Annotated in this window: 17 protein-coding genes and 1 tRNA gene; 4 read left to right on the forward strand and 14 right to left on the reverse strand. The window is 31.8% G+C overall.

Annotation, left to right across the window (positions count from 1 at the left end; translation table 11 throughout):
- The first annotated feature begins 27 nt into the window (after positions 1-27).
- Positions 28-720, forward strand: coding sequence for a uracil-DNA glycosylase (gene ung / locus A3223_RS07225; RefSeq protein ID WP_084109744.1), 693 nt, complete (start codon positions 28-30; stop codon positions 718-720).
- Between the two features lies 1 nt (position 721).
- Here ung and A3223_RS07230 read toward each other — a convergent pair whose 3' ends face one another.
- Positions 722-1,015, reverse strand: a complete 294-nt coding sequence (locus A3223_RS07230; protein ID WP_084109745.1) for a hypothetical protein — start codon at positions 1,013-1,015, stop codon at positions 722-724.
- Between the two features lie 79 nt (positions 1,016-1,094).
- On the opposite strand from A3223_RS07230, the gene A3223_RS07235 reads away from it, so the two are divergent.
- The 3 genes from A3223_RS07235 to A3223_RS07245 all read left to right on the forward strand — a co-directional run bounded on the left by A3223_RS07235 (position 1,095) and on the right by A3223_RS07245 (position 4,902).
- Positions 1,095-1,622 carry a pyridoxamine 5'-phosphate oxidase family protein gene (locus A3223_RS07235; protein WP_084109746.1) on the forward strand — a complete coding sequence of 176 codons (528 nt, stop codon included), beginning with the start codon at positions 1,095-1,097 and terminating at the stop codon, positions 1,620-1,622.
- A 28-nt stretch (positions 1,623-1,650) separates the two neighbouring features.
- A complete protein-coding gene (locus A3223_RS07240; protein ID WP_257639273.1) occupies positions 1,651-2,817 on the forward strand; it encodes a replication-associated recombination protein A in 1,167 nt (388 codons plus the stop codon).
- A 666-nt stretch (positions 2,818-3,483) separates the two neighbouring features.
- Positions 3,484-4,902 (forward strand): alanine/glycine:cation symporter family protein, encoded by a 1,419-nt coding sequence (locus tag A3223_RS07245; RefSeq protein ID WP_084109748.1) that lies wholly within the window; start codon positions 3,484-3,486, stop codon positions 4,900-4,902.
- 74 nt (positions 4,903-4,976) lie between these two features.
- Here the strand turns inward: A3223_RS07245 and A3223_RS07250 are convergent.
- The 13 genes from A3223_RS07250 to A3223_RS07310 all read right to left on the reverse strand — a co-directional run bounded on the left by A3223_RS07250 (position 4,977) and on the right by A3223_RS07310 (position 17,016).
- Positions 4,977-5,052 (reverse strand) — tRNA-Val (locus A3223_RS07250).
- 554 nt (positions 5,053-5,606) lie between these two features.
- Positions 5,607-6,737 carry a glycosyltransferase family 4 protein gene (locus A3223_RS07255; RefSeq protein WP_084109749.1) on the reverse strand — a complete coding sequence of 377 codons (1,131 nt, stop codon included), beginning with the start codon at positions 6,735-6,737 and terminating at the stop codon, positions 5,607-5,609.
- A 21-nt stretch (positions 6,738-6,758) separates the two neighbouring features.
- Positions 6,759-7,739 (reverse strand): glycosyltransferase family 2 protein, encoded by a 981-nt coding sequence (locus A3223_RS07260; RefSeq protein WP_084109750.1) that lies wholly within the window; start codon positions 7,737-7,739, stop codon positions 6,759-6,761.
- 10 nt (positions 7,740-7,749) lie between these two features.
- On the reverse strand, positions 7,750-8,544 hold the full coding sequence (locus tag A3223_RS07265) for a glycosyltransferase (protein WP_084109751.1): 795 nt from the start codon (positions 8,542-8,544) through the stop codon (positions 7,750-7,752).
- The gene (locus A3223_RS07270; RefSeq protein ID WP_084109752.1) at positions 8,519-9,709 is read right to left on the reverse strand and encodes a hypothetical protein; all 1,191 of its coding nucleotides are present in this window, start codon (positions 9,707-9,709) and stop codon (positions 8,519-8,521) included. Before A3223_RS07270 ends, A3223_RS07265 begins: the two co-directional genes overlap by 26 nt.
- Positions 9,685-10,449 (reverse strand): class I SAM-dependent DNA methyltransferase, encoded by a 765-nt coding sequence (locus A3223_RS07275; protein WP_084109753.1) that lies wholly within the window; start codon positions 10,447-10,449, stop codon positions 9,685-9,687. Before A3223_RS07275 ends, A3223_RS07270 begins: the two co-directional genes overlap by 25 nt.
- Positions 10,446-11,570 carry a DegT/DnrJ/EryC1/StrS family aminotransferase gene (locus tag A3223_RS07280; RefSeq protein ID WP_084109754.1) on the reverse strand — a complete coding sequence of 375 codons (1,125 nt, stop codon included), beginning with the start codon at positions 11,568-11,570 and terminating at the stop codon, positions 10,446-10,448. The genes A3223_RS07275 and A3223_RS07280 overlap by 4 nt, the downstream gene beginning before the upstream one ends.
- On the reverse strand, positions 11,567-11,995 hold the full coding sequence (locus A3223_RS07285) for a hypothetical protein (protein ID WP_084109755.1): 429 nt from the start codon (positions 11,993-11,995) through the stop codon (positions 11,567-11,569). The genes A3223_RS07280 and A3223_RS07285 overlap by 4 nt, the downstream gene beginning before the upstream one ends.
- Positions 11,973-12,899, reverse strand: a complete 927-nt coding sequence (locus tag A3223_RS07290) for a hypothetical protein (protein ID WP_141081801.1) — start codon at positions 12,897-12,899, stop codon at positions 11,973-11,975. The genes A3223_RS07285 and A3223_RS07290 overlap by 23 nt, the downstream gene beginning before the upstream one ends.
- A gap of 2 nt (positions 12,900-12,901) precedes the next feature.
- A complete protein-coding gene (locus tag A3223_RS07295; protein ID WP_084109757.1) occupies positions 12,902-14,449 on the reverse strand; it encodes a capsular polysaccharide export protein, LipB/KpsS family in 1,548 nt (515 codons plus the stop codon).
- A gap of 74 nt (positions 14,450-14,523) precedes the next feature.
- The gene (locus A3223_RS07300) at positions 14,524-15,294 is read right to left on the reverse strand and encodes an oxidoreductase (protein WP_084109758.1); all 771 of its coding nucleotides are present in this window, start codon (positions 15,292-15,294) and stop codon (positions 14,524-14,526) included.
- Positions 15,295-15,455: 161 nt separating this feature from the next.
- Entirely contained in the window at positions 15,456-16,463 is a 1,008-nt protein-coding gene (locus A3223_RS07305; protein ID WP_257639270.1) for a flagellin modification protein PseA, read from the reverse strand.
- The gene (locus A3223_RS07310) at positions 16,450-17,016 is read right to left on the reverse strand and encodes a GNAT family N-acetyltransferase (protein ID WP_084109759.1); all 567 of its coding nucleotides are present in this window, start codon (positions 17,014-17,016) and stop codon (positions 16,450-16,452) included. Before A3223_RS07310 ends, A3223_RS07305 begins: the two co-directional genes overlap by 14 nt.
- Between the last annotated feature and the right edge of the window lie 8 nt (positions 17,017-17,024).

Consider the following 17,024-nt stretch of genomic DNA (forward strand, 5'->3'; position numbering starts at 1 on the left):
CAGCTAAAACTTATAAAAGGCAGGAAGATGCAGATAAATTTAGATGATATAAAGATCGAGCCAAGTTGGAAAGAGATGTTAAAAGATGAGTTTTTGAGTGAAAATTTTGCGCGTATCAAAGAAAATTTCTTAAAAGCAAAGAGTACTGGCGTTATCTATCCACCAAGCGCGCTTATATTTAATGCATTTAACCTAACGCCATTTCACGATGTCAAAGTCGTCATCCTAGGCCAAGATCCATACCATGGCGCAAATCAAGCCATGGGATTAAGCTTTTCAGTACCTAGTGGCGTAAAAGTCCCACCAAGTCTTGTAAATATCTATAAAGAAATTTACGCTGATCTTGGCATAAAAGAGCCAAATAGCGGCGATCTAACAAAATGGGCAAAACAAGGCGTACTACTACTAAACTCAACTTTAAGCGTTAGCGCTGGAGTGGCAAATTCTCATGCAAGCTTTGGCTGGCAGGGCTTTACTGATGCTGTAATAAAAAAGATAAGCGAAAATTTACAAAACGTAGTTTTTATACTTTGGGGCAACCCAGCTAGAGCCAAAGCACCGCTCATTGACACCAGCAAGCACCTCATCTTAGAGGCAGCACATCCAAGCCCTCTGGCTCGTGGGGCGTTTTTTGGCTGCCGTCACTTCTCAAAAGCAAACATTTATCTAGCAAACCACGGCAAAACGCCAATAGACTGGGATCTAAACGTAAAAATTTGATCTATTTTTTTAGATCATTTAAAAGTTTGTTTGTCTCTTCAAGCTTTCTTTTGCAAAATTTCTCATCTTTGTTTTGCAAAATTATGGCTTCTTGGCCGCTTTGTCTTTGTTTAAACTCATCAAATTTAAGCTCAAAAAGCCTTAACGCCTTTTCATCATTTGCAAGTCGCTTGCTCTCTTTGGCATAAAGCTCGTCAAGATAGAGCCTACTTTGCTTGATATATTCATTGCAAACATCGTTTGCATGGACTAAATTTACGCCAAGTAAAATGGCAAAAATAGCTATTTTTTTCATGTTTTTCCTTGAAATTTTTGCGTTATACTAGCCTTTAAGCACTTAAATTTTAAAATGCTCTTTCAAAAAAGGATAAAAAATGAGACGAAAAGATAGAGAGCTAAGCCGCGAAGATGGCCTAAAAATCATAGATGAATGCGAATATGCGGTAATTTCATGCGTGGATGATGAGGGAGAAATTTTTAGCGTACCGATCTCACCTGTTAGAGTTGGTGAAAGTATTTTTATACACGGAGCTACCGCTGGCTGTAAGGCAAAACTACTTCAAGATGGACGAAAAGTGGAGTTTGTCTGCGTTAGTTTCAATAAAGTCCCTCATCTAAGCGAAAGTGAGCTAGAGGCGATAAAAGATGATGGCAAGGCACTTGGAGGCAAGGTTTTTACGACTGAGTACAAAAGTGCCATCGCAAAAACTAGAGTTTACGAGATCACAGACGAGGCCAAAAAATATGAAATTTTAAAAATTCTCAGCCTAAAATACACAGCTTATGCGATGAACACCTTTGAAACAGCGGCTCAGTATGGGTTAAAGATTACTAAAATTTATGAGTTTAAGATAGAAAGTCTTACTGCAAAGGCTAAAATTTTGCCAAAACCAGCAAATTAAAGGAACAAATTTGAGCTCACTTGCGCTGATGTTTAGACCAAAAAACTTGGATGAAATTTGCGGGCAAAAGGCGGTTAAAGCGGCATTTTTAAAATTTATAGCCTCTAGCAAAATCCCACACTCCATCTTTTATGGTCCAGCAGGTTGTGGCAAGACGAGCTTTGCAAGGGCAGTCGCAAGCGGCGCAAACTACGACTTTTACGAGTTTGACGGCGGAAATTTAAAGATAGATGACTTTCGCAAAATTTTAAAAAACTACGAAAACGCCCTAAATAAGCCACTCTTTTTCATAGACGAGATCCACCGCCTAAGCAAAACCCAACAAGAAGCACTGCTAATTCCCATGGAAAACTACAAAGCCCTAGTTATCGGCGCTAGCACCGAAAATCCCTTTTTCACGCTAAGCTCAGGTATCAGAAGTCGCTCGATGCTCTTTGAGTTTAGGCCACTTAGCAGTAGCGATTTTGAGGAGCTTCTTGACAAGATCAAAGAGCAAATTTCATTTAACATAGATGATGAGGCAAAGGAGTATCTCTTTAAAAGTAGTGGCGGTGACGCAAGAGCTATGCTAAATTTACTTGAATTTGCCGTCACACTTGATGAAAATGTAAGCTTAGAAAATTTAAAAACACTTCGCCAAAACGCCCTAAAAGAGGGGGCAAAAGAGGACGACACGCACTACGAGCTAGCAAGCGCTTTTATAAAAAGTCTGCGTGGAAGCGACGAAAACGCCGTTATCTACTACCTTGCAAGGCTCATAGACTCTGGCGAGAGTGCGGACTTCATCGCTAGAAGGATGGCGATATTTGCCAGCGAAGACATCGGCAATGCAAACCCAAATGCGCTAAATTTAGCCGCCAGCACGCTTAGCACGGTAAAAGAGATAGGCTTTCCAGAGGCTAGGATCATACTGGCTCAGTGCGCCATCTATCTAGCCAGCTCGCCAAAGTCAAACTCCAGCTACAATGCAATAAATACTGCCCTAAAATACGTGCAAAGCGAGGAAATTTTAAAGATCCCGCCATATCTAAAAAATCACACAAAAGAGAGCAAAGACTACCTTTATCCGCATGATTTTGGCGGCTGGGTCGAGCAAAAATATCTAGAGAAACCGCTCGTTTTTTACAAAAGTAAGGGCATAGGCTTTGAAAAAACGCTAAATGAGTGGCTAGAGAAAATAAAATTCAAGGGTTAAATATTAGGCTTTACTCTGTCAGATTTATGGAGTAAATTTTAAAAGAAACGTAGATGAACTAGCAAAATTTAGTGTACATCGCAAATTTAAAGATATAAGACGTACCTTGGTGTAGATTAACAACGGCTTACGGCAGAGTAAGCGGATTTCCAGAAATTTTTAAACAACTTTAGGCAGCGATCGGCAAGAAAAATTTGACGCAAAGATTGACTACCAGCAAGTCAAATAGCGGACAAAATATGGCAAATCTAACAAATAACAATGAAGCAAAATTTAACGCCAAAGCCCTTTAAAAGCGTTTGATAAAATTTTTTAGCAAAACTAATAATCAAATACGTTTTGCCAAGTTATATCCGCGCAAGAAAGATTGCAAATTGCTTTAAAAAGTCATCTAAAGCATACAAAAACATAATTTTAAAAATTTAAATAATTTTAGCCTTCTTAAATCTTCATTGTAGGATAAATTTAAAAATTATCAATCAAAAAACGACTTAGAGCGTAAAAATATCTGCCGTAAAACCTGGCTAGTAAAAATGCGCTTGCCACGAATAAGCCGAAACTAGCACGAAATTTTAAGCCAAGCTAAAAAATTTTTCTTATTTATTTTAATTTTATATTTTTTTAAATATACTCGCTCTTTAAACTACACCAATGAAAGTCAAGAGAATGCCTACAAATTTTGCTGAAATTTTAAATAATTGTGTTGAGAGTATAAATTCATTTCTCTGGGGCCCATACTTCCTCATTGCCCTACTTTGCGGCACTGGGCTCTTTTTTACCATTAGGCTTGGCTTTGTTCAAATTTTTAAGTTTAAAATGGGGTTAAAAGAGCTTTTTGGAAATTTCTCACTTCATGGCGAGGCGGCTGGCAAGGCTGGCATGAGTCAGTTTCAAGCAGTCGCAACTGCGATCGCCGCACAAGTCGGCACTGGCAATCTAGTAGGCGCAACGACGGCCCTTATCATGGGTGGACCTGGAGCGATTTTTTGGATGTGGTGTGCTGCATTTTTAGGCATGGCTACAAATTTTGCTGAAATTTGCCTTGCTCAAATTTACCGCACAAAAGACGACAGCAGTCATACAATAGGTGGTCCAGCATTTTACATAAGCCGCGGTTTAAAAGGTAAATTAGCAAAAATTTTAGCTGGATTTTTTGCTATCGCTATCATCATTGCACTTGGTTTTATCGGCAATATGGTTCAAGCAAACTCCATATCAGATGGTTTTAGCGGTGCTTTTGGCATACCGCAGTGGCTAACTGGAGCCTTTTTGGCAATGGTTTGTGCAGTCATCTTTATAGGTGGCGTAAAGGCAATCGCAAGAGTAGCTGAAAAGATCGTGCCTATCATGGCTCTACTTTACGTAGGAGTGGGGTTAGCTATTATATTTTTAAATTTTCAGCAAATTCCAGAAGCAGTTTCACTTATTTTTAGAGCCGCATTTGATCCTTCAGCGGCTTGGGGTGGGGCGACTGGGGCTAGCATCGCAGCTGCTATGAGATACGGCATAGCAAGGGGTCTTTTTAGTAACGAAGCTGGCATGGGCTCAACTCCGCACGCACACGCTGCTGCAAACGTCAAACACCCGGTCGATCAAGCAGTCCTTGGCATAATGAGCGTTTTTGTAGATACATTTATCGTCTTAAATATCACCGTTTTTGTAGTGCTTACCGCAAATGTCATCAGCTTTGAAAACGGCAAGGCAGTCTTTACTGGCATTACCTTGGTGCAAGAAGCCTTCTCTTCACACATCTTTGGCAAAGCAGGCGGATATGGCTTTGTAGCGATTTGTCTATTTTTCTTTGCATTTACAACGATACTTGGATGGTACTACTTTGCTGAGATCAACGTACGCTACCTTTTAGGGGCAAAAGCGGTCAGAGCTTTTCAAATTTTAGTAGTCGTTTTTGTCTTCTTGGGAAGCTTGCAAAAGGTGGATTTTGTCTGGAGCCTAGCAGATATGTTCAATGGCTTGATGGTCGTACCAAATTTAATTGCCATTATCATTTTAAGCCCTATCGTGGCAAAGCTTTTAAAAGATCACGATGCCGGCAAAGAGTATGATGTGAAAGATTATTTGAAATAAATCTTTACCGCATCTTTAGAAAATTTACTAACAATTAATTTTTAAATCTCTTGTTTAGGATGTTTTATTAGAAGTGGTGGCCCCGAATGGACTCGAACCATCGACCACTACCATGTCAAGGTAGTGCTCTACCAACTGAGCTACGGGACCAAAGATTTGGGATTATATTTTATTTTCTATTTTATTTAGCTTAATTCTTTAGTAATTAAATTTATTTATAAGCAATAAATGTAATGGATAAAATTAGAATTAGCTAACGCTTGCTTCGCAGTTATCGGTAAAGATGAAAACTACCCGGTCAATATCGGCAACTCACACATCGCCATAAAAACTCCTTGATAGCGATAAAGAGCTAAAATGTGTAAGCTACCACTATGATGTAGGACATGGTGCTAGCTTTGGAAATTACCTTGAATACTAAAAGCCAACATATAAAATTTATGAGAAGAATATGCTAGAGCAAAAGATCGATGTTAAGAAAAAAATCTTAAAAGATGAATATAAACCTATAAGAGAGGAAGGGGAATTTTTAAAACAAAAGGCTAATAAGAACAATATAAAAACTAGTTGGTGGACTAGCGGGTTAGAAGTCTAGCTTAAAAAACTAACCAGCTTGTATTGGTTTTATTATTTAAATCACGATAAGCTTGCTAAAATCAAGTCAATATAAATTTTTAAATTAAAAACCTAAAAATAGTAATGTGCTATTTTCCAATAATAATCTTTGCAAGTCTTTCATTCTTTTCATTTATATTAAATTTTACTTCAGCTATTTTTCTGCTTTCCATACCCATTTGGACTATCATTTCTGAATTTTGTATAAAATAAATCATCTTTTGTGCCAAAATTTTACTATCAAATGGTGGCACCAAGAATCCATTTACTCCATCTTCAACAGTTTCTTTGCATCCTACACTATTTGTGGTTATTACTGCCCTTCCTATCGCCATAGCTTCCTGTGTACTTCTTGGCACACCTTCTCTGTAATACGAAGGCAAGACAAAAATGGAACTATTCATTATCCGTTCTTTTATATCATTTACGAAGCCAGGATATATAACTACACCACTATCAAGATAAGGTTTTAGCTCTTCTTGCGTTAATCCAAATGGATTGTGCTCATCAAAACTACCAAATATATAAAACTTTACATCTTTATATTTTTCTTTTACGATTTTAGCTGCCTCTAAATACTCAAATATTCCCTTTTCTGCAAGAAGTCTTGCTATAAAAATAAAACTTATAGGATCAGTAGGTGCTTTAGTATATGAGAATTTATCAAGATCAACACCTATGCCACCTAAGATATTTATAGATTTTACTTTTATATTGTATTTATCAATCAAGTCCTTTTTATCGTCATTATTTAAAAATATAAGCTCGTCAAGAGATGGTAGTGAAATTCTATATAAAAGAACTTGTATAGTTTTTATAATTTTCGCCTTTTTTGTTTGCCCATTTTTATGAACTGTAAAAGCCCCGCCAAGCCCTTCTATCATGCCTACTATTCGTGGCACTCTTGCTATTTTTGCGGCTATAGCTGCAAAAATAACTGGCTTAACAAAAAAAGAAAAAACCGCATCTGGCCTATGCTGCCTAAATAGTTTAACCAAATCATATGTAGCAATGATATCTTTAAATGGATTTAGCCCTTTTGCATTTAAAGTGTGGTCAAGCGGTGTTGCACCTAATGAGATTATTTTTTTTCTACTTTCTTCATTGTAGTCACTAACTAAACAGTAGACATCATGCCCTTTTGATACAAGTAGTTTTATGAGCTCTTCTCTGAAATTTATCATCATAGACGAGACATTACCGATTATAAAAATTTTCATAGCAACTCCAATCATATGAATCTAAAAATTTCTAAGCCTAATAAATACTTTTTTTGCAAAAACAAAAATTTGCGGGAACCCTATAAAAACAGTGCTATATAAAATTTTATAGATTATATTTCTATTGATTTGAAAAACGTATTTTATATTATTTGCTTCTGGGCATATAGCATTTATTTGTTTTTTGAAGTCACTTTCAGAATAATCCAAAGTAAATTTTAAAATAGTAGGAATGTGAAATTTAAAATATTCATCAAAAAGATCTTTTTGTATCAAAAATTTCTTTACAGCTATGCTAAAATCAGCAAAATCACCAAGGGCTTTTTTATTATTTGAAAAACTACTAGAAAGCGAATTAGGATTTGTTCTATAGTGATAAAATGGTTTTGCAATGTGAATAATTTTTTTTGCCCAATAAAAAAGCTGTAAATTTACAAAACTATCTTCACAGTGCGAAAAATATGGAAATTCAACATTTTCATAAAGCTCTCTTTTAACCAATTTATCACACATGGAAACAGAAATTTCATGAGATAAAATAGCTTTTACGAAGTTCAAATTAGACTTTGGATGATTTTTTGTATAAAAAAAACTTTTTACAACGCTTTTTTTATTAAATTCTTTAATATAGTCAAAACAAACTATGTCTGCATAACTTTTTCTAGCTTCACTCATCAAAGAACTTACCATATCTTTATCGACCCAGTCGTCACTATCTACATGTAAAATGTATTTACCACTTGATATTTTCAACCCACTTTTTCTAGCTTGCGGCAAGCCTTCATTTTTTATTTTATTAATAATTTTTACATGGCTTATTCTATTTGGGTATCTTTCAATAATGTCCTTCAAAATTTTCATAGAACTATCTGGAGTGCAATCATTTACAAAAATATACTCTATATTGTTATAGTCTTGCTCTAAAAGCGTAGTTGCACATTTTTCTATATATTTCTCCACATTATATATGGGAACTATTATAGAAACATCGTAGTCTTTCATTTATACATCTTTATAATTTTCTAAAATTTTTAATAAGTCTTAAAATAAATAGGACAGTTTGTAAAAATTTATTTTCGCCCATCACCACCTGAACTCTGTAAAATTCACAAAGAGCCCCCAACATATCAATACTACTAACTCCATCATTTGAAAATTTACCGACAACACTTTTTATAACTTTTATCTTTGCTCCACAATTTGCAGCAGTTAGTACAAATAGCTGATCTGCCGCTATTGGAAATTTTCTTGAATAGTAACCAAGTTTTTGATGAAGACTTGTACGGTATATTGAGCCTACAGCATGTCCAGAGATGTAGTGAGCTTGTGCCTTTAGCCATCTTGGTCCACCATTTGGCTCAATTTTGCCATTATTAGTATCAATACAAGCTGTTATTATGTCTACACCATCCCCCATGGCTTTCTTATAATCTTTAATAGCATTTGGATAAAGCCCATCATCGGCACCGATAACAAGATAGAATTCTCCATTGCAAGCTTTTATACCTCTATTTAAAGCATCATAAATCCCAAAGTCTTCGCCCGAAATTACTTTTATATTTATCCCACCAGTATTTTTTAAAATTTCTAAAGTCTTATCGCTAGACGCTCCATCAGAAATGATCCACTCAAAATCTTTATCGACTTGCTCTTTCAGACTTTTTATCAATCTAGGCAAGAATTTTTCTACATTATAAGTTGCAGTAATTATGCTAAGTATTGTGGGTCTTTCTTCATAATTTTTATAGTAGATATCTTTATCTATTGGTTCTTTTATTATATTACCCCTCCCTCTCGTCAGCCTTATTTAATAGTTTTTCTATCAATCTTAATAAATCTTTAGAATAATTATCGAAGCTTAGCTCTTTACAAAAAAAATCCGTACAAGCTTCATTAATATGCCGAGATGGCTGAAAATGTTCTAATATAACTGGAATTTCTTCTATACTTTTTATGGAAAAGCCTAAATTATTCTTTTTAATACTCTCATCCAAAATTTTATTTTTTGTAGTTATAATTGGTAATCCATTTTGCAAATAAGTACTTATTTTCCCAGAAGCTAGCCCAATAAATTCAATATTTTTTCCCGTATATTTATTGGCAAAATTAGGACAATATGTTGCTAACCCCAAATCTGCACAATGTAATATTTTATGCATATCGCCAGTATCTTTTATTTTTATATTTGAAAAATATACCTTCTTATTCTTGTATTTAAGAATATGTGGGTATAGCTTATTTACTTTTTTTTGTGTATCACCATATCTATCATGTAAAACAAATACCCAAGAATCTGGAAAATTATTAACATTTGCTAAAACCTTGTCAATACAAGTCCATCTATCGACCGATCCTATAAATATTAATATGTTCTTATCTTTTGGAATATTAAGTTCATCATAAATTAAGTACTCTTTTTTATAAGAAAAAAAATCTGATGATGATACTGGTATTGTGAAAATTTTTTTACTACTTATTTTATTTTCTTCAGAAAGAAATCTTGCCCTGATATCGTCTTGAGTTATTACAAAATCTAATTCTTGTGATGCATTTATTTCTATTTTTTTTTCTTTGTAGCCACATTCACCATAAAAAAAAATTTCATACGATATAAGTCCAAATGGAACTTTTATTCTTTTTGCAAATTCGCTTGCCAATAGTAGCCCAAGTTGATCTACACCTATAATCAAATCATACAAATCTCTTGAGAAATATTTTTTTTCAAAAAATTTATAAAAAAATTTAAATAAAAAACGATTCCATAAAATTCTATTGAATATTCTATTGAATATCTTATTGTAAACCTTAACTATATGTCTAAACTCAAGGCTATCATATGCCACCTTTAAATTCGGTAAAAAAATTTCCAAACTATAGTTAGCATTCAATAACTTAATTATTGAATATAAATTTGGATTATTATAAATATTTCCTTCAGGATGAATAATCAAAATTCTTTTCTTACTATCCATGTCACATTCCAACTCTTAAAACTAGGTTTTCTATAGCTCATCCATTTATATTTCTTTAAAATCTTAAGACCAACCGTTTTACAAATAAATTCTAGCTCCGTATCAAAAAAATACCTCATTTTGTGTAATTCTTTTTTTTCTACTACTTTTTTCGATATCTTATCTTCTATAAAAATATCATAGTTCACGTCTACAATATTTCTTTGGGCATAAATAATAGGCTCTGCAAGTCTTGTTATTTTTATATTCTTATTTTCAAGTCTCTTAATTCTAGTTACCGGTAAATCCGTAAGCACGGCTGGTCCATACCAAAAATCAAAAATAAAAATTCCATGTGTATTTAAATGCTTCTTAGCTATCTCAAATACTTTTAATAGCTCACTATTCGTATTTTGATAACTCATAACATGAAACAAGGAAGTAATTACATCAAATTTTTTATCAATATTTAAATTTTGAATACTTGAATGACTAAAATCAAGCCTGTCTTCCTTTCCAATCTTTCTTTTATTTGCGATTTTAAGCATATCTTGGCTTAAGTCTATACCGTGAACTTTATAGCCCTTTTCACATAAAAGTTCAGCATGTTTTCCGGTGCCACAGCCCATATCTAGCAACGTTTTAGTATTTTGACAATTCTTTTTTATTAGAAAATCTATATATTCAACTTCACCAGAGTAATTTTTATCTTCATAAAGAAGATCATAGTATTTTGAATATAAATCTCCAAATTGTTTCATTTTAAAACCTCATGCATAATTTTCGAAACTTCTTTTATCTGTTCTTCCGTAATTGCTAAGCCACTTGGAATATAAAATCCTCTTTCATAAAGTTTTTTAGCATTTGGATAGTCTTCATTTTTAAAAAGCCCCATATTTTTAAAAACTGGTTGTTCATGCATGGGATAAAAAAAAGGTCTGGTTCCAACTCCTTTAATACCAAGTTCTTGCATAATATCTTTTGCTATTTTTTTGCAAACATCTTTAAGTGTAATGGTAAATACCCAATAAATATTTTCTGCAAATGGCTTATTTTTTATAGGTAAATTTATGGTATCTATATCGCCAAGTAGCTCCTGATACATACTGCCTATCCATCTTTTTTTGATTATATGTTCCTTTATCCTTTCCAATTGTGCAACTCCGAGTGCCGCCTGGATATTTGTCATTCTAAGATTGCTCCCAAGTCTTTCGTGAATAAATCTTTTCTTTCCATCTGACGAAAAACAAAGATTTCTTAAACTTTTGCATTTCTCGTACAAATTTTCATCATCTGTTAATACCATGCCACCCTCACCAGTTGTAACATGTTTATTTGGATAAAAACTAAATATACTTATATCGCCAAAAGACCCACACATTTTATTGTTATATGTCTGTCCATGCATCTCGGCTGCATCTTCTATAATTCTAAGATTATATTTTTTTGCCAAATTTAAAATCGGATCAATATCCACAGGTAGCCCATATATATGAACAACCATTATGGCTTTTGTATTTGGTGTAATTTTTGCCTCAATATCTTCCACTTTCATATTAAAGCTATCATACTCGCTATCCACTAATACTGGTTTTGCCCCAACTTTCACAACTGCTTGAGCACAAGATATTATCGTAAAACTAGGCATTATAACTTCATCATTTTTACCAAGGTCAAGCGCTTCTATAGCCATCTCAAGAGCAGCGGTTCCATTTGTTACAGCAACAGCATATTTTCTACCTATATAGCTAGACATATTTTCTTCAAATTTTTTTATAAATGGACCCTCGCTACTTATCCACCCAGTATCTATACACTCATTTAGATATTTTTTTTCATTACCATTTAGTAATGGCTCATTTACTGGTATAAAGTCCATCATTTAATCTCCAATCTTTCTTTTTGCACTGGTTCAAACCTTATTTTATCCATTTCCCCTGCATAAGGACCTTGCTTTACTTCAATAATTTCACTTTCTTCTATCATCTCAAAACCATGTCCGCCAAAAGCTAGAAGTACTACGTCTCCTTTGTTGAGTATAGTGCTTTGCAAATAATTTTTATTGTCATCATAAAAATCAACTCTTACTTTACCACTTTTAATATATAAAACTTCTTGAGTATACTGAACTTCTCTAGATACTGCATTATGAACATGTGGAGGAATTACATAATTTTTAGGTCTTTTCATGTATGCGAGCTGCTGAGAGAAATCATCCGGAGTAAAAAATTCTATTCCATCCTTTTCATAGTTTGCTCTTATGATTACTGATAATAATTTTTGATTATATGTTATATTTTGTATCATTTATTCTCCCGATAATTAAATCAATAATTTTATATATATTATCTAAATTATAATTAGTATGTTTTTTTTCCTGTTCTATACGATCCAATAAGTAAATTAGTAATTGCGCATATGGGTTCTCGAAGTTAAAATGATTAAAATATTCCTTGTATTTAATTAGTATTCTGCTATCAATAACAATTTGCTTAACGACTTCAAGCCAATTAATATTTTTATTTTCAAAAACAATCAATTCAATAACAAAATATATTTCATCCATCCATATAAACTGAAAACGCTTAAAACAATCCAAATCTATCAAATAATATCTATCCTCATTTTTCAATATATTTCTGATATGAAAATCTCCATGCGAGGGAGCCAAATATTTTTCCATTTCAAATACTTTTATAAATATTTTTTTTAAAATATTAAATTCATCATCAGTTCTTGAAATTAATTTAATTGACTCTAATATATTATTAAAATAGTTTACATCTACACTTCTTAGCATATTTTTTTCAAAGACTCTTCGCATATATTCATAAGACAATTTAAAGTCTAATTGACATATATTTTGAACTGTATTAGATTCCAAGAATATAAAACCAAATTTTCTTTTAATTTTTAAAGGTAGTAAAATATCATAGATTTCAGCATAGTTGTTTTTTATATACTCTCTATTAAATATTTCTTTTGCTAATGAATTTCTATTAATTTCAATTTTATAAGATTTATGGTTACCCACAATAGTTAAAGCCCCAAAGATATATCTTATAAATATAATTTCTTGATTTTTATTATCAAATAATAAAAGCATACTTTTTAAAATACTTATATTTAAAATTTTATTTATTATTAAATAAAATTTGTATTGTAGAAAGTATAAAACTTTTTTTATTAAAACATGTAATTTTTGTGACATAATCAAATATTAACACTATTTGCCAGTTTTAAATGCGACCATGAGGATGCACCAAACTTCATAATATTATTATTTATTGCTAAATATGCTTTATCTATATCAACTTTATGACCATTTGTTCCCCAAACGTTATTTAACACTTCGCTTGTTATTATTGGATCATTTTCCAAATGACTCAAGTCTACAAAACTACCATATACTAATAATGCATCACTGATACTATTTTGACTTGGGTAATCAATATCTGGTAATTGATTTAAAATTTGCCCATACTCTATTTTGCTATTTGGCTCTCTAGTAAAACCGAATCCGCTATAAAAGGTATCTCCTGATAATATTACTGGAATACCAAGACAGCTATATTCAACACCTGCTGTTCCCCTAGCGGTAACAATAGCCTTTGCTAAATTTTGCATGGAAGACGTATTGAAATCCTCCGGTGACAAAAATATATTGTCCGGCTTTAAATCAGATATTATCTTTTTTACTATTCCATCTTCATTATATACATACGATGATGGGTGTGGTTTTACAATCCAATTTATATCTTTATTTAAACTAGCTTGCTTTATTGTAAAAATAAGCCAATCATAATAATCGCTAAAAAGCATATTTTCGCCTATAGATAAAGGGGCATCTGAAAAAACATGAGCCAAAATAAATACAAAGGGCTTTTTATTATTAATTTTTAATATACTTCTTAACTCGCTATCATTATATACTTTTTTATTACTATATGCTGCAACCAAATCATATTGTTTAAACTTTCCTCTAAGCCTAGTGTCTAGATTTGTTTTGGAATTTTTAATAAGCTCCTCTTTATTTTTTATATTAAAAATTCTTGTCTTAATCATGTATCTTAATGAAGAATGATAAGACGGATATTCTATTTTATGGTTGTTGATAGGATCAGATAATAACAATGCCATATCTGTTGTTTCAATTACTTGGATATTTTTTTGATATGCTACTCTAGCCAATATGCCGTAATGGACATATTGGGTATGAGTGACTATTATAATTTTATAAATGCTAGGATCTATTATTTTATTATAAAAATTTATTAAATAAATAGATTCAAAAATTAATTTAAATATTTTTGAATCTTTGTATGTAGAAGAATAATCTATACCATAAGATTTTAAGTAAGAGTCTATTATAAAGTCTCCCATTTTTACATCAGTATATTTTAAATTCTTTAAGTCCATGTCACTACACATATATTTATAATAAACAAAGACTGATTTAAAATAAGACAACAATAATAATCTTATTGAAAAAATATTTTTTGTAAAGATAAAATTTGACAATCCAAGTTTTTTACATAAGCATATTTCTTTTAAAGAATTATTTTTATAACCATTAAATACAATATCTATTGATAGATTATATTTTTTATTAAATAAATTTGCTAACGATAATAATCTAAAAAAATAATTAGGGCCTGCTTTTATTAAACCGCCCTCTATTAAAATTCTATTTTTGCCAATGTTTTCAAAAACATATTCTTTTTTTAATAAATCAATAAAATTTTTCTCATTTGTGCTCAAATTTAATTCCGTTTTTCTATTAAAAATATTTAATAAATACTGCTTTATTAAAGACAATAATACTCTAACTATAATCACAAACTAAACCCATCATCAACTACAATATTTTGACCATTTACATATCTACTCATATCGCTCAGCAGATACACCAAGGTGCCTTTTAAGTCACTATTGTTTAACATACCCTTGTTCAGACACTGATCTTTATATTTTTCCAAAAACGGCTCTGGCTGGTTATCAAATATACCGCCAGGACTTAGTGCATTTACCTTTATATTCATCCCTTTAAAATACTTTGCCATATATTTAGTAAGGTGTATAAGTCCTGATTTTATGGCAGCATATTCAACCGGCATAGTCATTGTTGTGTTGTTATATATTTCAAATTTTGGAGCAACCACGCCATAGATCGAGCATATATTTATGATATTTCCATATCCTTGCTCTTTAAAATATCTTGCAAACTGCTGAGATGCGGCAAAATAACCGCCCAAATTTAGTCCCAAATTTTCTATAAAGTCACTATACTCAACATCAAAAAAATGCCTTCCATAGTGCTTATTCCGAGGGTATGCATTATTTACTAGTGCATCTATCCTTTTATACTTATCATGTAAATATTTTATGCAAGTATCCAAAGAGTCTTTAGACGTGATGTCAAGCTTTACGAAGTCTATATTTTTTGAATTTAGCTCTTTAGATAGTGCCTCTTTTGCCTCTTGTCCTATTTTTTCATTTATATCCGCGATAATAGCTATGCCATTGTTTTCAAGAATAGCTTTTATAAATTCCTTACCAATAAGTCCAGCTCCACCAGTTATAACTACAACTTTATTTTTAAGCAAAATAAATAATCCCCTTATAATAACTCTCTTTTAAATCACTTGCCATAACTCTGTTATACAATTTTATATAGACTGTATGTGAAAATCCACTCTTATTTTTCTAAACTGATTAAAATTGTTATACCTTACTCTCACCTATTATCTATTCTGTAAAATTATTTTTATGGCTTTCTTTTGTAAATACCATTTATGTCCTTTTCTACTACATCCAAATTAGCGTGTTTGTCAACAATTTTATTAAAAAACTCTTCGCTAATTCCAATAGTTTTGCATAAATCCCTCTTTGCCTTGGGGTCTAAAATATGGTCTCTTTCGTTAATATATAAAATTGCCTGTTCTCTTGATATTTTACCCTCCCTTGCCAATCTAGATGCTATATCTGCACATCTTTGAGCCCCAAATTTTACAAATTTACACCATTGATGTGCAATATATCCAACACTATCTAATTGGGTATAGTTTTCAATTGTACCCTGTCGATCCCACTCCTCAAAGTCATCTAGGTCTTTAAAGCCAACCTCCTTTGCTTCGTTCAATGAATCCATAATCGAGTAAGGATATATTGCACCCAAATATATATATTTTATATCATCATTACTCATAGGATGAAAAATGTTAAGTTCTGTGCTATTACCATACTCAAATTCACTGTTTTCTCCATAAAATACTAAATTTATATTATATAACTTAGCAAAATTTGTGACAATTCCATCAAATCCAACCATTCTTTCATCATGTTTCTTTAACGGATTTAGTTCATTAACAAAACAATCATACATTTCTTTTTTCGCTGTTTTTGGTTTATATCTAAATAATATATGATCTAAATCAAAATACTCTGAAATATTTTTTATATTACTCATTCCAGCTTGTGTTTGTGTAAATTCATCTAGTAAAGTAATAAGCAAAGGATTTGTAACACCGTGATTTTGAATTAATCTCTTGACTATCATATGAGAATCTTTGCCACCAGATACCCCTATTATACAATCATATTTACTATTTGGGTTTTTATTTTTAGCTATATATTCAGTTAGCCATTTTTGCCTTTCCTTAAAATTTATACTATTTTTGATTGAAATATTCAAACAAGCAAAACAAGTAGCTCCATTATCTTTTAAGCCAGGTCTCGAACCCAATGGAAATCCACAGCAACTACATCTTTTCATTATATTTCTCCTTGTACTCTTTATTTAAAAGTCCATACAAAACACCATCTTGATAAATACCATTGATATAGATACTTTCTCTTTGTCTACCTTCTTCTTTAAAATTAAATTTCTTAAAAAGTTTTTGCATACCAATATTATTTGCAACGCAGCCACCCCATACCCTATGTAGACCAAGTATCCTAAAAGCATAATCTAAAATTAAATCCATTGAAAATGTTCCTATGTTTTGACGTTTAAAGTTCTGTTCACCAATCATTATGCCAAATTCGCCAGATTGCCTAAAAAAATCAATTTTGTCTAGTTTTACTGTACCAAGAAATTTTTTGCTACCTTTATGATAAACAAAAAAGCCCTGAGAATTTTTTGATGTGAATCTGCTAAAACTATTTTCTACAAAATCTAAACTATCATTCATTAGCAATGATATCGAATTGATATATTCTATATTATTGTAATCTTGTATCCATTCTAGATATTGCCCTCTTAGGATCAAATTATCTTTTTCTAAAATATATGGTCTTAGCTGTATTGTTTCATTTTCTAATATCATTTATTTTC

The sequence above is a fragment of the Campylobacter concisus genome (assembly GCF_002092855.1).
GTDB lineage: Bacteria > Campylobacterota > Campylobacteria > Campylobacterales > Campylobacteraceae > Campylobacter_A > Campylobacter_A concisus_AI.

Excerpts from the sequence above, each read along its gene's own strand:
- ung (WP_084109744.1), top strand. The coding sequence starts at position 28 with ATGCAGATAAATTTAGATGATATAAAGATCGAGCCAAGTTGGAAAGAG.
- A3223_RS07230 (WP_084109745.1), bottom strand. The coding sequence starts at position 1,015 with ATGAAAAAAATAGCTATTTTTGCCATTTTACTTGGCGTAAATTTAGTC.
- A3223_RS07235 (WP_084109746.1), top strand. The coding sequence starts at position 1,095 with ATGAGACGAAAAGATAGAGAGCTAAGCCGCGAAGATGGCCTAAAAATC.
- A3223_RS07240 (WP_257639273.1), top strand. The coding sequence starts at position 1,651 with ATGTTTAGACCAAAAAACTTGGATGAAATTTGCGGGCAAAAGGCGGTT.
- A3223_RS07245 (WP_084109748.1), top strand. The coding sequence starts at position 3,484 with ATGCCTACAAATTTTGCTGAAATTTTAAATAATTGTGTTGAGAGTATA.
- A3223_RS07255 (WP_084109749.1), bottom strand. The coding sequence starts at position 6,737 with ATGAAAATTTTTATAATCGGTAATGTCTCGTCTATGATGATAAATTTC.
- A3223_RS07260 (WP_084109750.1), bottom strand. The coding sequence starts at position 7,739 with ATGAAAGACTACGATGTTTCTATAATAGTTCCCATATATAATGTGGAG.
- A3223_RS07270 (WP_084109752.1), bottom strand. The coding sequence starts at position 9,709 with ATGGATAGTAAGAAAAGAATTTTGATTATTCATCCTGAAGGAAATATT.
- A3223_RS07275 (WP_084109753.1), bottom strand. The coding sequence starts at position 10,449 with ATGAAACAATTTGGAGATTTATATTCAAAATACTATGATCTTCTTTAT.
- A3223_RS07280 (WP_084109754.1), bottom strand. The coding sequence starts at position 11,570 with ATGATGGACTTTATACCAGTAAATGAGCCATTACTAAATGGTAATGAA.
- A3223_RS07285 (WP_084109755.1), bottom strand. The coding sequence starts at position 11,995 with ATGATACAAAATATAACATATAATCAAAAATTATTATCAGTAATCATA.
- A3223_RS07290 (WP_141081801.1), bottom strand. The coding sequence starts at position 12,899 with ATGTCACAAAAATTACATGTTTTAATAAAAAAAGTTTTATACTTTCTA.
- A3223_RS07305 (WP_257639270.1), bottom strand. The coding sequence starts at position 16,463 with ATGAAAAGATGTAGTTGCTGTGGATTTCCATTGGGTTCGAGACCTGGC.
- A3223_RS07310 (WP_084109759.1), bottom strand. The coding sequence starts at position 17,016 with ATGATATTAGAAAATGAAACAATACAGCTAAGACCATATATTTTAGAA.